Source organism: Rhodococcus sp. BE178, from assembly GCF_050433545.1.
In the GTDB taxonomy this organism is placed as follows: Bacteria; Actinomycetota; Actinomycetes; order Mycobacteriales; family Mycobacteriaceae; genus Prescottella.
The window spans coordinates 538,071-554,094 of the sequence record NZ_JBNPXA010000001.1 but is presented as its reverse complement, the minus strand read 5'-3'; the positions used below and the strand labels follow the sequence as shown (position 1 = coordinate 554,094).

The window sequence follows — 16,024 nt, the reverse complement described above, 5'->3', positions numbered from 1 at the left end:
TTCCTCTTCGAGTCGGGGTGTTCTATGAAGCGGAGACTAGGAGGTCGGGGCCGAGTTCTCGGCCTTTTTCGCGATGTTCTCCGCGACTTCCTGCTGCCAGCTCACGACCGCCCGGGTGGTGTCGATCTCGAACTCGAAGCGCTTGGTCATGTCGTCGGTGATGTCCTCGACGTCGACGTAGAACTGCTGGTACCAGCGGCGCAGCTGGTAGACCGGGCCATCCTCCTCGGACAGCAGCGGGTTGTCGATGGGCGCCTTGTTCTTCCAGATCTCGACGTCCTGCTCGAAGCCCATCTCGACGCCCTCGGCGAACTTCGCGGCCATGTCGGCGGCGTCCTCGTCCGACAGTCCCGGGAGCTTCTTGACGATCGCGCCGTACTGCAGCACGAACTCGTTGTTGCTCACCGGGTAGTGGCAGTTGATGAGGACCGTCTCGATCGTCTGACCGTTGGCGTCGGACTCGAGCCAGTCGATCATGTACGACGGGCCGAAGTACGTGGCCTCCGAGCGCAGTTCGGCGTTCGGGTCGTCGTAGTTGGTACCGCTCACGATGTCCTCGCGGCCCGTGGACTTCATGAACTGCGTCGCGGTGTGGCCCTCGAAGACGTTCTTGAAGTAGCGCGGGAACGAGTAGTGGATGTAGAAGAAGTGCGCCATGTCGACGACGTTGTCCACGATCTCGCGGCAGTGCGAACCCTTGATGCGCAGGGTCTTCCAGCTCCAGTCGGTCCACTCGTCGGATCCGTACCCCGCGATGTCCGGGATGGTCACGTCGGCCGGCGGCTTGTTGCCCTGCGGATCGTTCCAGACGTAGAGCTGGCCGTTCTTCTCGAGCGTCGTCCACGCGCGGGTCTTCGCGAGCGGGGGCACGCGCCGGGCGTAGGGAATGTCGGTGCACTTGCCGTTTCCGCCCCAGCGCCAGTCGTGGAACGGACAGGCGATCGAGTCGCCCTTGATCTCGCCCTGGCTCAGGTCACCGCCCATGTGGCGGCAGTACGCGTCGAGGACCTTCAGATCGCCCTTGCTGTCGGCGAACACGACGAGCTTGGTACCGAATGCCTCGATGGGGTGCGGCTTGCCGTCCTTGAAGTCCCGGGTGAGACCGATGCAGTGCCAGCCGCGCGCGAAGCGGGTGGGCGCTGCCGCGGCCTCGATCTCGCGGATCTCGTCGGTGTCGGTCGTCGAGCCGTTGGTGGGCGCCGTGTCGAGTGACATGTGTTCCTCCGTGCCGTCAGGGGGCTGTCCTGTGATGCGCCTCATAGAACTCGGCGGCGTGTCGCGCGGGAAGGGGTTCTCCCGCTGGATGGAACACCCCGGAGGTCGTGGTATAGCGGCAGGTCGGAGCGGTCGTCGTGCGGTTTCGACGGCGGCGGCACCGGGTCGGTCGGGTCCTCCCACCACGCGGGAGGACTACTGCCGGGTCGCCGGATCGGCTGGCTAGCGTCGCCTCACGGTGAAAGGAATGATCATGATGCGGATGGCCGGTAAGACGGTGCTCGTCACGGGCGCCGGCAAGGGGATGGGGCGCGTGCACGCGGTCCGCCTGGCCGAGGAGGGGGCCGACATCGTCGCGCTCGACCTGCCCGGACGCGAGTCGGAGACGGACCTCGCCGAGACCGCGCGCCTGGTCGAGCAACAGGGCCGACGCGTCGTCACCGGCACCGCCGACATCCGGGACTTCGACGCGCTCACCGCCGCGGTGCGGGCCGGTGCGCGCGAACTCGGACCGCTCGACGTCGTCGTCGCGAACGCCGGCATCAGCGACAACCCCGGCCCGTCGTGGGAGATCGACGACGCCGTGTGGAACCGGTCCATCGACGTCAACGTGACCGGCACGTGGCACACCGTCAAGGCCGGTGTCGCGGAGATGGATCCGTCCGGTGGTTCGGTGGTCATCGTCAGTTCGACGGCCGCGATCAAGGCGGTGCCCGGCGCGTCGCACTACTCCGCGGCCAAGCACGCGATCACCGGTCTGGCCAAGACCCTCGCGAACGAACTCGGTCCGAGAGCGATCCGCGTCAACACCGTTCATCCCGGTGCCGTCGCCACCGCGATGACCCTCAATCCCGCCACGTTCGCGCGGCTGCGGCCCGATCTCGAGAATCCCACCGCCGCCGACGTCGCCGAGGTGCTGGCCACCAAGATGCTGCTGCCGGTGCCGTGGGTGGAGTCGATCGACGTGAGCAACGCGGTGCTGTTCCTGGCATCGGACGAATCCCGGTACGTCACGGGCCTGCAGATGGTCATCGACGCCGGCCAGACCCAGAAGGTGGCGTGATGAGCGGACGTCTCGAAGGCAGGGTCGCGCTGATCACCGGCGCGGCGCGGGGCATGGGCCGGGCCCAGGCGGTGCGGTTCGCGCAGGAGGGCGCCGACATCATCGCCGTCGACGTGTGCGCGCCCGTCGAACATTCGACCACGCCCGGTGCGTCGCCCGAGGATCTGGCAGAGACGGTCCGGCTGGTGGAGTCGCTCGGCCGCAAGATCTGTGCGTTCGAGGCCGACGTGCGTGACCAGCAGGCGCTCTCGGCCGCGGTCGACGCCGGTGTGGAGGCACTCGGACGTCTCGACATCATCTGCGCGACCGCCGGGATCAGCTCGTCCGGTGCGGCCGTCGAGATGGGCTCCGAGCGCTGGCAGACGATGCTGGATGTCAACCTCACCGGCGTGTGGCACACGTGCAAGGCCGGCATCCCACACGTCATCGACGGTGGCCGCGGCGGCTCGATCGTGCTGATCAGCTCCATCGCGGGCCTGCGCGGCCTGGTGAGCGTCGGGCACTACACCGCGGCCAAGCACGGCGTCGTCGGGCTGATGAAGTCGCTCGCGAACGAGCTTGCGCCGCACAGTGTGCGGGTCAACACGATCCACCCGGCGAACACGCGGACCCCGATGATCCAGAACCCGTCCACGATGCGGACGTTCTGCCCGGGCGTCGAGGAACCGACGCAGGAGCAGTTCGAGGCGGGAACGCAGTCGATGCACCTGCTGCCGGTTGCGATGATCGAGCCCGAGGACATCGCCAACGCGAGTCTGTTCCTCGCGTCCGACGAGGCCCGCTACATCACCGGTGTCACACTGCCCGTCGACGCCGGCCACTGCGTCAAGTAGAACCGCGGAAAGCAGGGACAGCACCATGCGATTCGAAGAACTGAGGGGCGGCACCGCCGTCGTGACCGGCGCCGGCAGCGGCATCGGGGAGAGCGCGGCCCGGTACGCCGCGTCGCTCGGCATGAACGTGGTCCTCGCCGACATCTCGGCCGAGCGCATCGACGCGGTCGCCGACGACCTGCGCGCCGACGGTCACGCGGTGCTCGCGGTACCCACCGACGTTCGGGACGCGGCCGCCGTGGATGCCCTCGCCGACGCCGCGTACGACGAGTTCGGTTCGGTGACAGTGCTGCTGAACAATGCCGGACTCGAGTCGCTGGGCTACACGTGGGACATCCCGGCCACCGAGTGGCAGCGCGTGATCGACGTGAATCTCAACGGGGTCTTCCACGGCATCCGCTCGTTCGTGCCGCGGATGGGCGCCGATCCGCGGCCGTCGCACATCGTCAACACCTGCTCGGTGGGCGGCATCGCGATCACCCCGCGGATGACGGCGTACGCGGCGACGAAGCACGGTGTGCAGGCGCTCACCGAGTGCGTCTACCTCGAATGCGCGGAGGCGTTCCCGCAGATCCGGGTGTCGGTGTTCAGTCCGGGGCAGGTCGCGACGCGGATCTTCGAGGACGCCCCGGTGCACGACGCGACCGCGGCGGACGCCGGCTTCTGGCGTGACCAGATCCGGGAGGGGATGACCCCGGACGAGGCCGCGAAACTACTGTTCGACGGGATCGCGCGGGACGAGTTCTGGATCCTCACGCACCCCGACGCGTTCGAACGGCTCGCGTCCAAGCGCGCCCGGGTGCTGAGCGAGAAGCTGCGGCCCGACGCGCTGTTCGACGGCCGGAACTGACCGATCCTCTGGGTGTAACAGGTTCCAGTTCTGTGGAAATCCGGTTATCGTGTCGGTGACCCGGACCACACTGGCCGACCGTGGCGCGACCGGCGCTCGTAGCGCTGTGTCCGTGTCCGCGTCCGCGCGCGTAGAAGGAACACACATGACCGACGAGTTCACCGACGTTCTCCACCGCCCCCGCTTCCTGGCGGACCTGCTCATCACCGCGCTGGATCGCAACGCCGACCGGCCGGCGCTCTACCTCGGCGACGTCGTGCTGACCGGCGGCCAGATGCGCGACCAGATCAGCTGTTTCATCCAGGCGCTCGAGTCCCTCGGCATCGGCAAGGGCTCCACCGTCGCGATGCTGTCGAAGAACCGCCCCGAGGTCCTCATCAGCGTCGGCGCGCAGATGATCCAGGGCTGCCGCAACACCGCGCTGGCGCCGATGGGCTCGGTCGACGACCACAGCTACATCTTGGGCGACGCCGAGATCGAGACGTTGATCTTCGATCCGACCGCGTTCGAGGGCCGTGCGGCCGACCTGAAGGCCGCGGTGCCGTCGCTGAAGAATCTGTTCTCCCTCGGGCCGTCCGAGGTGGGCGTCGACGTGCTCGCGCTCGCGGCGACGTTCACGCCGGAACCGCTGGTGGCCGCGGACGTCGACGGCGACGATCCGTCGAGCATGGTCTACACGGGCGGCACCACCGGCAAGCCGAAGGGCGTGGTCAACACCTTCCGATCGGGTGTGACGCTGCCGCAGATCCAGATGGCGGAGTGGCAGTTCCCGGACGAGATGCGGTTCCTGGCATGCACCCCGCTCTCGCACGCGGGCATGGCGTTCTTCGTGCCGACGCTGATGCGTGGCGGTTCGCTCGTGGTGCTGCCGGCGTTCGAGCCGGGTGCGGTGCTCGAGGCGATCGAGAAGTACAAGATCACCTCGACGATGCTGGTGCCCACCATGATCTACATGCTGCTCGACCATCCGGACCTGAAGACCCGCGACGTCTCCAGTCTGGAGACGCTGTTCTACGGCGCCGCCGCGATGTCTCCGACCCGGCTCCAGGAGGGCATCGCCAAGCTCGGCCCGATCTTCTTCCAGTACTTCGGCCAGAGCGAGTGCGGCATGACGATCACCGTCATGCGCAAGGAGGAGCACGACCCGGAGAACATCGAGCGGCTCGCGTCGTGCGGGCGCCCCGTGCCGTGGCTCGACGTGCGCCTGCTCGACGACGACCTCAACGAGGTGCCGCGCGGTGAGCTCGGCGAGATCTGCGTTCGTGGACCCTTGGTGATGAAGGAGTACTGGAAGAAGCCGGACGAGACCGCCGAGGCGCTGCGCGGTGGCTGGCTGCACACCGGCGACATCGCCCGCGCCGACAAGGACGGATTCCTGTTCATCGTCGATCGCAAGAAGGACATGATCGTCACGGGCGGGTTCAACGTGTTCCCGCGCGAGATCGAGGACGTCATCTCGGGGCACCCGGCCGTCGCGAGCGTCGCGGTCGTCGGAGTGCCCGACGAGAAGTGGGGTGAGGCCGTCAAGGCATGCGTCGTGCTGCGTGACGGCCAAACCGTGGAGGCGACCGAGTTGGCCGAACGAGTCCGCGCCGCAAAGGGTTCGGTGCACGCACCCAAGTCGGTCGACTTCGTCGACGCGCTGCCGCTCACCCCGCTCGGCAAGCTCGACAAGAAGGCCCTGCGCGCGCAGTTCTGGGCAGGGGCCGCGCGCTCGGTGTGACAAGAACGCCCGGCCGACGAGAATCCGTCGGCCGGGCGTTTCCGTGTCGGTGTTCGTCGGTCAGCTACCGGCCACCGCGCCGAAGATCTTGCCGAAGTCGATGCCGTTGATCACGTCGCTGACGGACCCGGTCGGGTTGGTCAGCGACCCGAACATCGAGGTACTGGCCGTGCTGACCGAGCCGAGGCCGGCGGAATCCAGGCTGCCGTTCGCCGACTCGACCGGGTTCTTGGCCCGCACCTTCACGCAGGCGCCGGTCGTCGGCCATTCCTGACTGGTGCTCCAGCCGAGGGGCTTGGCCTGCACGCCGCTGACCAGTTCGCTACCGGCCTGGGCGTCGTCGGAGACGCGGTAGGTCATTTCGAGGACCGCGTAGTTGCCGCCGGTCATGTCCCAGCCGCTGCCGCTCTCCCAGTACAGATTCTTTGCGGGGTCGTTGTTCAGATGGGTGGCGCCCCACTTCTGGCCTCCGGCCAGGTACCAGACGTTCAGCTTGGAGCTGTCCAGCGTCAGTGCCGGGTCGTGGAACTGCCCGATTTCCTTGAGCATCCAGATTCCGCTGCCGCGGCTCACCTTGGTCTGGTAAGTGACGGTGCCGCCGGGTGCGACCTCGGCCTTGTCGGCGGTCTGCTCGACGACGATGCCGTCACTGTTGAAGTTCTTGGTCGGCTGGCAGGCGGACTCCTGGGCAGCGGCGGTTCCGGCGCCGAGAGAGACGGTCATGCCGGTGGCGATCATGGCGGCACTGGCGCCGGCGGCGGCGACTCGTCGTAGCGTCGTACGGTTCACGGAAGAGCTCCATTCGGTCGGAAGTGGTGTCGGCTACTGCAGCCATCAGGACGCGTACCGCACCGCATCACCTGGAGCCGTACCCCCGAACGCGTCCTCGCTGACTATATGGACGCCCGTCCAGACCTGCAGGAGATTCGTTCATTTCATGCCCGGCGGACCCGACGAACTGCTAGTCGAGCGGGTCGAACCGGATGGCGTCGGCGGGGGTTCCGGTGGCGATCAACCGATCCCGGGTGGTTCGCACCATGGCAGGGGAACCGCACACGAGGACCTGGTGGTCGACGAACGCGCCGTGCGCCGCGACGACGTCGCCGAGCGTGCCCTCGAGCAGGTGGTCGTCGCCGAAGCCGGCCAGCGCACTGTCGCCCACGTGGTCGCGGATGCGCTCGTACCAATCGTCGGGGGCGCCGGGGTCGGTCACGTCCTCGACGACGGGAATCGTGGTGAGCCACGGCAACTGCTGCGTGAGCAGCCAGAGCATGTCCGACGCGTACAGGTCCGCCACCGTCCGCCCGCCCACGAACAGATACACCTGCGGCGGGTTCGGCACCTGCACCAGGTCGAGAATGATCGAGCGCAGCGGGGCGAGGCCGGTGCCGCCGCCGACCATGACGACCGTCGGTCCCTCCTCGTCGACCGTGAGATCACCGCGCGGAGCGGAGATCTGCCACTGATCGCCGGGGCGTGTGTCCTCGACGATGCTGCGGCTCACCCAGCCGCCGGGGACAGTGCGGACGTGGAACTCGAGCTTGCCGTCGAGCGACGGAGGCAGCGCGGGCGAGAGGCGCCGGGGCAGGCGCGGATGCCCCGGCACGCTCACATCCACGTACTGGCCGGCGCGGAACGGCACGGCCTCACCGATCAGGCGCACCACCGCGACATCGCGGCGCAGGCGGTGGTGTTCGACGACGGTCGCGGTCCAGGAATCCTGCTGTTGCATACGACCATTGTTCCCGGTGATCGGGTCCGCCGCTGCTATCGCGCCGCGCCGAACGTGCTACCGGCCCAATCCGCGAACGACGTCCACCCCACGTCCGGGAACCTGGAATGCAGCCGCTCGAGGTCGACCCGGTAGCCGGGGCCGCGGCCATGGTGTCGGGAGTGGGTGCGTCACTTGCCAGTTCGATCCGCTCGCCGGCGAAGCGCTCGGGGGAGAGCGGACGTGGGCCGCGAACGCCCCGAGATCCCTGCGATCGAGTTGTTGCAGTGGGCGATCCGGCGGCAGCGGCAGGTCGAGCACGCCCTCCGTGCGGATCCGATCGGCGCCGCCGAGTGCATTGTCGAAGAAGTACGTCGGCCCCAGGATCGTGTGGGCGAGCCCGCTGGACGTCAGCTCGGCCTCGATGACGGCCTTGCTCTCGAAGTGCGGAACACCGCTGTGCTGGTCGGCGCCGGCCACCGAGCTGAACACCAGGTGCGGTACCCGGGCCCGACCGGCGGCCGCGACGATCGTGCGGCCCTGGGTGATCTCCTCCTCGACCCCGCCCTCGAACGGCGTCGTCATGGCGAAGACGGCCGCCACGTCGCGCATGGCCGCCGCCAACGACTCTCCGTCGTCCAGCGATCCGGTGACGATGTCGGCGCCCCGGTCGGCGAGGGATCGTGCCCCGGCCGACGTCGGGTTGCGCACCAGGGCACGCACCGGCGCGCCCCGGTCGAGGAGGGCCGTGCTGACCGCTCGCCCCTGTCCGCCCGTGGCGGCGAGAACCAGTATCGGATGGGTGGCCATCGGATCTCCTCCGGTCGGTGACACGGGGTGCTTCCCGCCGCGAGCGTACCCCCGGAAACGGCGTGGACACGACGGACCGGGGCCGTGTGCGGGCGAAGCGCCCGAACACGGCCCCGGTGGGTGTCAGTACGAGTAGAAGAAGCCGCGGTCTCGGCGGACCGCCACCTCCCTGCGGTGCGCGATGCGCCATCCGAGTTCGGTCCGTCGGTACCGCACCGTGTAGTGGCCGGCCACGTGGGTGTGTCTCGTCTCGGCGCCCTGCACGGCGCCCGACCGGAACTCGAAATGCACTCGAGCCGCGGCCTCGTCGCCGTCCAGTTCGATCGACGGAACGTTCAGCAGATGGATGCCGGCGGCGCGTGCAGTGGCTGGATCGTCATGGCGTCTCCTCGATCACGCGGCGGGATTGCCGTACTGGCCGTTGAGCAGCTTGCTCGGCGGCACGAACCGGTACCCGTCGTCGGCCAGGTTGGGCGCGTGCGATTCCGGCGAGTAGTGGTAGCGCGGGAGGAACGCCGTTCGCGCGTTGTCGAGAACTTCCTGGGTCTCGAGCGCCTCGGCGAGCTTCTGCGGATCCGCGGCGGAGCCGACCTTGTCGGCCGCGGCCGCAACGAGCCCGAACGGGTCGTAGTTGTCGGCGAGGATGAGCGTCGAAGGAATCGACCCCATCGATGCCATCGACGACACCATCGTGTTCACCGTCGTGTCCGCGGCGTCGTAGACGGTGCTCGGGAACACCTGCATCACCAGGTTGGAGGCGGCCCGCGTGCCCAGAGCCCCGTCCGGCGCGGGCTTCGCGATCAGGGCAGTGCCGGAGACCGAGGTGTTGCCGATCAACGGGATGTGCCAGTCCAGTCGCTCGAGGCTCGTGAGCAGGTAACCCAGGGGCGCGCCGTACGCGTCGATGACCAGCGCCTGCGTGCCCTTGTTCTTCAGCGCCTGCAACTGGGCGGTCATGTCCAGTGCGGCCACGTCGTACTCCTCGGTGGCCGACATGCTGACGCCCTCGTCGGAGAGGGCGGAGTCCATCGCCTTACCGAATGCCTCACCGTAGGCGCTGCTTCCGTGGATGACGCCCACCTGCTGGTAGCCCTTGCTCTTCGCGTACCGGGCGAGGGAGACGGCGTACTCGGTGGGTGAGGGCGACAGATCGAAGTTGAGGGGGAACTCGCTCGGATCGGACGAGTTGTCGGTGGGGCCGACGTTGAACGACAGGATCTTGTTCTGCTTCAGGATCGGCAGCGTCGCCGCCGAGACCGTGGACGGGCCCGAGTTGAGGTAGAGGTCCGGTTTCTTGCCGGAGTTCACCGCGTCGCGCAGGTTGGACACCGCCTTGGTGGCGTCACCGCCGTCGTCGACGACGGTGAGTTCCACCGTGCGCCCGGCGATTCCGCCGTTCTTGTTGACCTCCTCGACGCCGGCCTTCGCGGCCAGGATCGAGGTCTGGGCATTCGCCGCCAACGAACCCTGGCCACTGATCGCCCCGGTGACCAGGACACGGTAGGGGCCGCTGTCCGAGGCGTCCTCGCCGGACGCCGAGCCGGAGCAGCCGGCGACGGCGACGGCGGAGGCCGCCAGTGCCGCGATGAACGCAGAATGCCGAATCTTCATGCAGGATCCCTCCGAATGGGCACGGCCGATGCCAGGCGATTGCCTGGGCGCGCTGACGCTAAGGGTGTGACGTGGATTACGTCAATAGCCTGTTCCGCCTCTAGGAAGTGGAGAAAGCTTTGTGAGGCAACATTATTGGATGCATGTGAGCGTGCAGGAGCGGGCCGGAACCCGGTGTCGGGTCCGGCTCGTGCTCGTTGGGATCGACGCTAGAGCGGGTGCGGCGCAGCGCCTACGGAGTCTCCCGCTGACCGGTCGGTTTTCTCGGCGCAGGCGGATTCAGGTTCCCGGGCGTATGCCGGTGGTGACGCGATGGTTGTGGAGTGCCTGCGGCCACGATCGTCGTCAACCACGTTGCGATCACCCAGCCGGACGTCGTGTCGGACGAGTCGGGGCCGGTGTTGTCGACCGGTGGCATCGGTGGGAGGTCGTCCATGCCTCGACTGTGCCCCGTCAGCGCAGTGGGTCGTGGGAGATCGACGACGCCGGTGTGCCGGTCCGCTGTAGTGCGTATGCGGTGGTCTTCACCATCGCCGGGGAACCGCAGATCTGCACCTGCCGGTCGGCCCAGGTTCCGAACTGCCCCACCACTCGGCCCAGCGGGCCGAGCAGGCGCTGGTGCATTCCCGGCGGCGGTTCGGGGCTGGGGTACGGGTGCCACCAGGGGTTCTCGTCTTCCTCGGTGACGGGCACGACCGTGAGCCAAGGGTTGCTCAGCGACAGGTGCCACAGCGTCTCGATGTCGTACAGGTCGCACGGGTACGTGCCGCCGACGAACAGGTGCACCCGCGGGTTGATGCCGCGATGGGCCATGTCCATGATCTGTGCGCGCAGCGGCGCGAGTCCGGTGCCGCCGGCGATCATCAGGACGTCCTGGCCGGACTCGCGGTCCACGTGCAGACCGCCGAGCGGGGAACTGAGCTGCCAGCGGTCGCCGACCGCGGTCTCGTTGACCATCGCGGGGCTCACCCAACCGCCCGACACCCGCCGGACGTGGAACTCGAGCTGGCCGAACGGGTTGGTGGGCATCGCCGGCGACAGGTATCGCCACATCTGGGGCCGCTGCGGGATCTGGACGCTGAGGTACTGCCCGGCGGAGTAGGGGATCGGGGAGTCGGACTCGAGCCGGATGATCGCGAGGTCCCGCAGCACCCGCTCGTGGCTGACGACGGTCGCCTCCCACAGCGCGGGGAAGTCGTCGGCGTCGGCGGCATCGGACATCGTGGTGGTGATCAGGGCGATCAGCTCGCGCCACGCGGCATCGCTGTGCGGGCCCCACGGCCCGTCGGAGTCGGCGTCGCGCATCGCGTCGAGCAGTGCGTTGCCGGCGGCCGCGTAGTGCTCGCGCTGCACCCCGTACTTGCGATGATCGCGGCCCAGCTGCGCGAGAAACGGCAGCAGTCGGTCGGTGTCGTCGAGCCCGCGGACGATGAACTCGACCGCCGCGACGAGCTTGACCCGCTGGCCGTCCATCCCGGCCGGGAACAGCGAGCGGCTCTGCGGGATGCGGCCGAAGAACTGGGTGTAGAAGGTGTGGGCGAAGCGGTCGCGGGTGTCGGTAGACGAGGTGACGGCCGCAAATTGTGCACGAATGAGACTGATCTCGGCCGGTTCCACGTCGTCCTCCCTTGCATGCGGATCGGCTCCGACCGCAGTCGAGGATCGGAGCCGGTTACCAGTGTGCACCGCCGACGAGACCGTCCGGTTGTGGGCCTCGCCTAACCCGGGTGAGAATTCCCGAAGAATTCCGAAGTTGAGCGGAACAGACTCAACATTTCGTTCGTTGAGGAGAACGACAGCCGACCGGAATCCTCCGGCACGGCACAATGATCTTGTTCGTTCGTCGCAAGGAAGGTGACCAGTGGACTCATTCTCCCCCACCACCAAGACCCAGGCCGCGCTGACGGCTGCGTTGCAGTCGGCGTCCGCAGCAGGCAACCCGGACATCCGTCCCGCGCACCTGCTGGTGGCGCTGCTCGACCAGACCGACGGCATCGCCGCACCGCTGCTCAAGGCCGTCGGCGTCGATCCCACTGTGGTTCGACGCGAGGCCCAGGTGATGGTGGACCGGCTGCCGCGCGCCACCGGCGCCACCACCCAGCCGCAACTCGGCCGCGAGGCGATCGCCGCGATCACCGCCGCGCAGCACCTCGCCACCGAACTCGACGACGAGTACGTCTCCACCGAGCACGTCATGGTGGGTCTCGCGTCCGGAGATTCCGACGTCGCCAAGCTCCTCGTCGGCCACGGCGCCACCCCCGAGGCGCTGCGGGACGCGTTCACCGCCGTCCGCGGCAGCGCGCGCGTCACCAGCCCGGACCCGGAGGGCACCTATCAGGCGCTCGAGAAGTACTCGACCGACCTCACCGCGCAGGCCCGCGAGGGCAAGCTCGACCCGGTCATCGGGCGGGACACCGAGATCCGGCGCGTGGTGCAGGTGCTGAGCCGTCGCACCAAGAACAACCCGGTGCTCATCGGCGAACCCGGCGTCGGCAAGACCGCGATCGTCGAGGGTCTCGCGCAGCGCATCGTCGCCGGGGACGTCCCGGAGTCCCTGCGCGGCAAGACCGTCATCTCGCTCGACCTCGGATCGATGGTGGCCGGTGCCAAGTACCGCGGCGAGTTCGAGGAACGGCTCAAGGCCGTGCTCGACGACATCAAGAACTCGGCCGGCCAGGTCATCACGTTCATCGACGAGCTGCACACCATCGTCGGCGCCGGTGCGACCGGCGAGTCGGCGATGGACGCCGGCAACATGATCAAGCCGATGCTCGCCCGCGGTGAGCTGCGGCTGGTCGGCGCCACCACGCTCGACGAGTACCGCCAGTACATCGAGAAGGACGCCGCGCTCGAACGACGCTTCCAGCAGGTCCTCGTGGGCGAGCCGTCGGTGGAGGACACCGTCGGCATTCTTCGCGGACTCAAGGAGCGGTACGAGGTGCACCACGGCGTGCGCATCACCGACTCGGCGCTCGTTGCCGCCGCGACCCTGTCGGACCGCTACATCACCTCGCGCTTCCTGCCGGACAAGGCCATCGACCTCGTCGACGAGGCCGCGTCGCGGCTGCGCATGGAGATCGACTCGCGGCCCGTCGAGATCGACGAGGTGGAGCGCGTCGTGCGTCGTCTCGAGATCGAGGAGATGGCGCTGACGAAGGAGACCGACGCGGCCTCCCAGGACCGGCTCGAGAAGCTGCGCGAGGAACTCGCCGACGATCGGGAGAAGCTGCGCCAGCTCACCGCCCGGTGGCAGAACGAGAAGAACGCCATCGACTCGGTGCGCGAGGTCAAGGAACAGCTCGAGGCGCTGCGCGGCGAGGAGGATCGCGCCGAACGCGACGGCGACCTCGGCAAGGTCGCCGAACTGCGGTACGGCCGGATTCCCGAGCTGGAGAAGCAACTCGAGGCCGCCGCGGCTGTGTCGGACGGGGCGTCCGATGGTGCCGTCATGCTCAAGGAGGAGGTGGGTCCCGACGACGTCGCCGACGTCGTGTCCGCGTGGACCGGCATCCCCGCCGGCCGCATGATGGAGGGCGAGACCGCCAAGCTGCTGCGCATGGAGACCGAACTCGGCAAGCGCGTGGTCGGTCAGGCGGACGCGGTGCAGGCGGTGTCCGACGCGGTGCGCCGCGCCCGGGCCGGCGTCGCCGACCCCAACCGGCCCACCGGCTCGTTCCTGTTCCTCGGTCCCACCGGCGTCGGCAAGACCGAGCTCGCGAAGGCGTTGGCCGAGTTCCTGTTCGACGACGAACGCGCGATGGTGCGGATCGACATGTCCGAGTACAGCGAGAAGCACTCGGTCGCGCGGCTCGTCGGTGCGCCCCCCGGCTACGTCGGTTACGAATCGGGTGGCCAGCTCACCGAGGCGGTGCGCCGACGGCCGTACACCGTCGTGCTGTTCGACGAGGTCGAGAAGGCACACCCGGACGTGTTCGACATCCTGCTCCAGGTGCTCGACGACGGCCGGCTCACCGACGGTCAGGGCCGCACGGTCGACTTCCGGAACACGATCCTGATCCTCACCTCCAACCTGGGTGCGGGCGGCGACCGTGAGCAGGTGATGGCGGCGGTGCGTTCGGCGTTCAAGCCGGAGTTCGTCAACCGGCTCGACGACGTCGTCGTCTTCGACCCGCTGTCGGAGGAGCAGCTCGAGTCGATCGTCGACATCCAGCTGGATCAGCTGGCGGCCCGGCTCGCGGCCCGACGGCTCACGCTCGAGGTGGCGGACTCGGCCCGGTTCTGGCTCGCTGTGCGCGGCTACGACCCGCTGTACGGCGCGCGTCCGCTGCGCCGCCTCATCCAGCAGGCCATCGGCGACCAGCTGGCGAAGCTGCTGCTCGCGGGTACCGTCCGCGACGGCGACACCGTGCCGGTGACCGTCTCCGAGGACGGCGATCACCTGGTGCTCGGCTAGGCGCTGCGCGCCCGTGCGCCTTGTCGGTAGTAGCAGCTACCGGCTAGGCGCACGGGCCGTCAGGCCTCGAGTTCCTTGATTCGCTCCGCGGCCTCGCGTAACCGCTTCTTGCGTGCCTCGTCCTCGGACTCCTTGAGCTCGCCGTAGAGCTCCTCGTCCGAGTCGCTGAACCCCAGGATCATCCGCGGTAGGCCGAGTGTGACGATCAGGCTGGGCCACACCACCCACGCGTAGTCCCAGTCGACGACGTTGTTCAGGATCAGGAACGCCACCAGGGTGAGGCCGAGTACGAGCCAGTCGAGCGATTCGATCCACTTGCCGCGCCGCAGCAGTGACGCGAGCTCGGTCTCCGTGCTCTGCTGCGACGCCGGCATGGCGGCGTCGGCCGTACCGCTGACGGTGAACGGCACCTTGACGATTGCGCCGCCGTCCGCGCGCAGGGGTACGCCGCCGGGCAGATCCCGGAACGATTGCTGCACGCCGTCGAGCGTGCGTGCGTCCGCGATGCTGCCGGTGCGCTCGTAGAACTCGTCGACGTCCAATCGTCCTGCCGCGTAGTGCTCGCCGATCGCATTCAGCGCGTGCAGGCGCTCGTCGTCACTCAGTCGCAGACCACCGTCGCCGGATGTGCCGGTCACCGCCGTCACCTCCCAGTCGGACCCGAATCGTGTGGGTTCGATGGTAGCCGCCGGTCACACACCGTCTCGGGGTCGCCTACTCGGTCGTGAAACTCTTGCAGCCGGATTCGACGACCCGGTCGACGTGCAGGCCTGGTCAGCCCGTGAACGGCGGGACGAAGAAGCACGGGACCGGCCGCGGATGCTCCGGGTCGAGTGCGTTGAGGACGTGCGTCGCGGCGATCGGATCCGCGGCGATGCCCGCGTGTTCGGCGTAGTCCAGTGAACAGGCGTCCTGTACGACGATGTTGGTGGCGTTCGGGGCCTCGAGGAAGCCGGCCGTATACGGCACGACGGCCTCGTCGTAGCGGGTCATGATGTTGGTGTACGTCACCTGCGGGACGTAGGGCCCGCCCTCGTTCATCTTGTTCATGAAGTCGGTGCCGGCCGCCATCTGGAAGCACGCCCCGCACAGCTGCTCGACCGTCTGCGCCTGAACCTCTTGCAGTCCCAAGCGTTTGACCGTCGGAGCCAGTTGGGAGACGCCGAGGGCGTCGATGCCCTTCCACAGCGGCGCCAGCGAGACGTACTTGTCGACCTTGTCGGCACCGCCGAGGAACTTCAGGTAGTAGCTGGGCATCAGCGTGCCCTGCGAGTGCCCGACGAGGTTCACCTTCGTCGCGCCGGTCGACGCGAGCACGCGGTCGACGAAGTCGCCGAACTGCTGCGCACTCTGCTCGATCGGCAGCATCCCGCCGATCGCGCTGACCGGCCACGGCATGCCCGGCACGCCGCCGTACGTCAGGGAGAAGACGCAGTACCCCTCGTTCGCGAGCAGAGGTGCGTACTTGCCCCAGTTGGTCTGCTGTCCGCCGCCGGTGCCGTGCACCAGGATCACCGGTTCGGGGTGCTCGGCCGTCGGCTTGCACGAGAAGTCGTTGGAACCGGGCAGCGATCCGGCGGGATTGGTCAACTCCGGCAGGATGCCGGAGAAGAATCCGTCCGGCACCGGCAACGGGGGAGCGGGAGCCGCCCCGGCCGTGCCGCCGATCAGTAGTGCTCCCGAAACCGCGATTACCAGCCCTGCGAACAACTTTCGCACGTAGTGTCCCTTCGTCCGGTGTGCCGTCCCGACCGCTCGAGGAACCTAACACAGGCGATACCGCCCGTAACGTGA

12 protein-coding genes and 2 pseudogenes are annotated in these 16,024 nt (G+C 68.3%); 5 read left to right on the top strand and 9 right to left on the bottom strand.

Going from position 1 to position 16,024, the window contains the following annotated elements; all coding sequences use genetic code 11:
• Positions 1-36 precede the first annotated feature (36 nt).
• Positions 37-1,215 (bottom strand): Rieske 2Fe-2S domain-containing protein, encoded by a 1,179-nt coding sequence (locus J2X34_RS02675; RefSeq protein ID WP_174913047.1) that lies wholly within the window; start codon positions 1,213-1,215, stop codon positions 37-39.
• A gap of 253 nt (positions 1,216-1,468) precedes the next feature.
• Between J2X34_RS02675 and J2X34_RS02670 the strand changes: the two genes are divergently transcribed.
• The 4 genes from J2X34_RS02670 to J2X34_RS02655 all read left to right on the top strand — a co-directional run bounded on the left by J2X34_RS02670 (position 1,469) and on the right by J2X34_RS02655 (position 5,684).
• A complete protein-coding gene (locus tag J2X34_RS02670) occupies positions 1,469-2,278 on the top strand; it encodes a mycofactocin-coupled SDR family oxidoreductase (protein ID WP_114721758.1) in 810 nt (269 codons plus the stop codon).
• Positions 2,278-3,111, top strand: coding sequence for a mycofactocin-coupled SDR family oxidoreductase (locus J2X34_RS02665; protein ID WP_429516054.1), 834 nt, complete (start codon positions 2,278-2,280; stop codon positions 3,109-3,111). The genes J2X34_RS02670 and J2X34_RS02665 overlap by 1 nt, the downstream gene beginning before the upstream one ends.
• A gap of 25 nt (positions 3,112-3,136) precedes the next feature.
• Positions 3,137-3,961: an SDR family NAD(P)-dependent oxidoreductase gene (locus J2X34_RS02660; RefSeq protein WP_114721564.1), complete on the top strand. Its 825-nt coding sequence runs from the start codon at positions 3,137-3,139 to the stop codon at positions 3,959-3,961.
• Positions 3,962-4,106: 145 nt separating this feature from the next.
• Positions 4,107-5,684: an AMP-binding protein gene (locus tag J2X34_RS02655; protein ID WP_429516053.1), complete on the top strand. Its 1,578-nt coding sequence runs from the start codon at positions 4,107-4,109 to the stop codon at positions 5,682-5,684.
• A 60-nt stretch (positions 5,685-5,744) separates the two neighbouring features.
• Here J2X34_RS02655 and J2X34_RS02650 read toward each other — a convergent pair whose 3' ends face one another.
• The 6 genes and pseudogenes from J2X34_RS02650 to J2X34_RS02625 form a co-directional block, all read right to left on the bottom strand.
• Entirely contained in the window at positions 5,745-6,473 is a 729-nt protein-coding gene (locus J2X34_RS02650; protein ID WP_114721566.1) for a hypothetical protein, read from the bottom strand.
• Between the two features lie 172 nt (positions 6,474-6,645).
• Complete coding sequence (locus J2X34_RS02645; RefSeq protein ID WP_114721568.1) at positions 6,646-7,416, bottom strand: FAD-binding oxidoreductase; 771 nt, start codon at positions 7,414-7,416, stop codon at positions 6,646-6,648.
• Between the two features lie 35 nt (positions 7,417-7,451).
• A pseudogene (locus J2X34_RS02640) lies at positions 7,452-8,205 on the bottom strand (NmrA/HSCARG family protein).
• A gap of 123 nt (positions 8,206-8,328) precedes the next feature.
• A pseudogene (locus J2X34_RS02635) lies at positions 8,329-8,562 on the bottom strand (nuclear transport factor 2 family protein); the annotation flags it as partial.
• A 36-nt stretch (positions 8,563-8,598) separates the two neighbouring features.
• Positions 8,599-9,816: an ABC transporter substrate-binding protein gene (locus J2X34_RS02630; protein ID WP_429516052.1), complete on the bottom strand. Its 1,218-nt coding sequence runs from the start codon at positions 9,814-9,816 to the stop codon at positions 8,599-8,601.
• Between the two features lie 453 nt (positions 9,817-10,269).
• On the bottom strand, positions 10,270-11,433 hold the full coding sequence (locus J2X34_RS02625) for an FAD-binding oxidoreductase (RefSeq protein ID WP_114721572.1): 1,164 nt from the start codon (positions 11,431-11,433) through the stop codon (positions 10,270-10,272).
• 244 nt (positions 11,434-11,677) lie between these two features.
• Between J2X34_RS02625 and clpB the strand changes: the two genes are divergently transcribed.
• Complete coding sequence (gene clpB, locus J2X34_RS02620) at positions 11,678-14,230, top strand: ATP-dependent chaperone ClpB (protein ID WP_429516051.1); 2,553 nt, start codon at positions 11,678-11,680, stop codon at positions 14,228-14,230.
• Positions 14,231-14,289: 59 nt separating this feature from the next.
• On the opposite strand, the gene J2X34_RS02615 is transcribed toward clpB, so the two are convergent.
• Together J2X34_RS02615 and J2X34_RS02610 are read right to left on the bottom strand one after the other, a co-directional pair.
• Entirely contained in the window at positions 14,290-14,868 is a 579-nt protein-coding gene (locus J2X34_RS02615) for a DUF1707 SHOCT-like domain-containing protein (protein WP_429516050.1), read from the bottom strand.
• A 136-nt stretch (positions 14,869-15,004) separates the two neighbouring features.
• Positions 15,005-15,949: an esterase/lipase family protein gene (locus J2X34_RS02610; RefSeq protein ID WP_429516049.1), complete on the bottom strand. Its 945-nt coding sequence runs from the start codon at positions 15,947-15,949 to the stop codon at positions 15,005-15,007.
• Positions 15,950-16,024 lie beyond the last annotated feature (75 nt).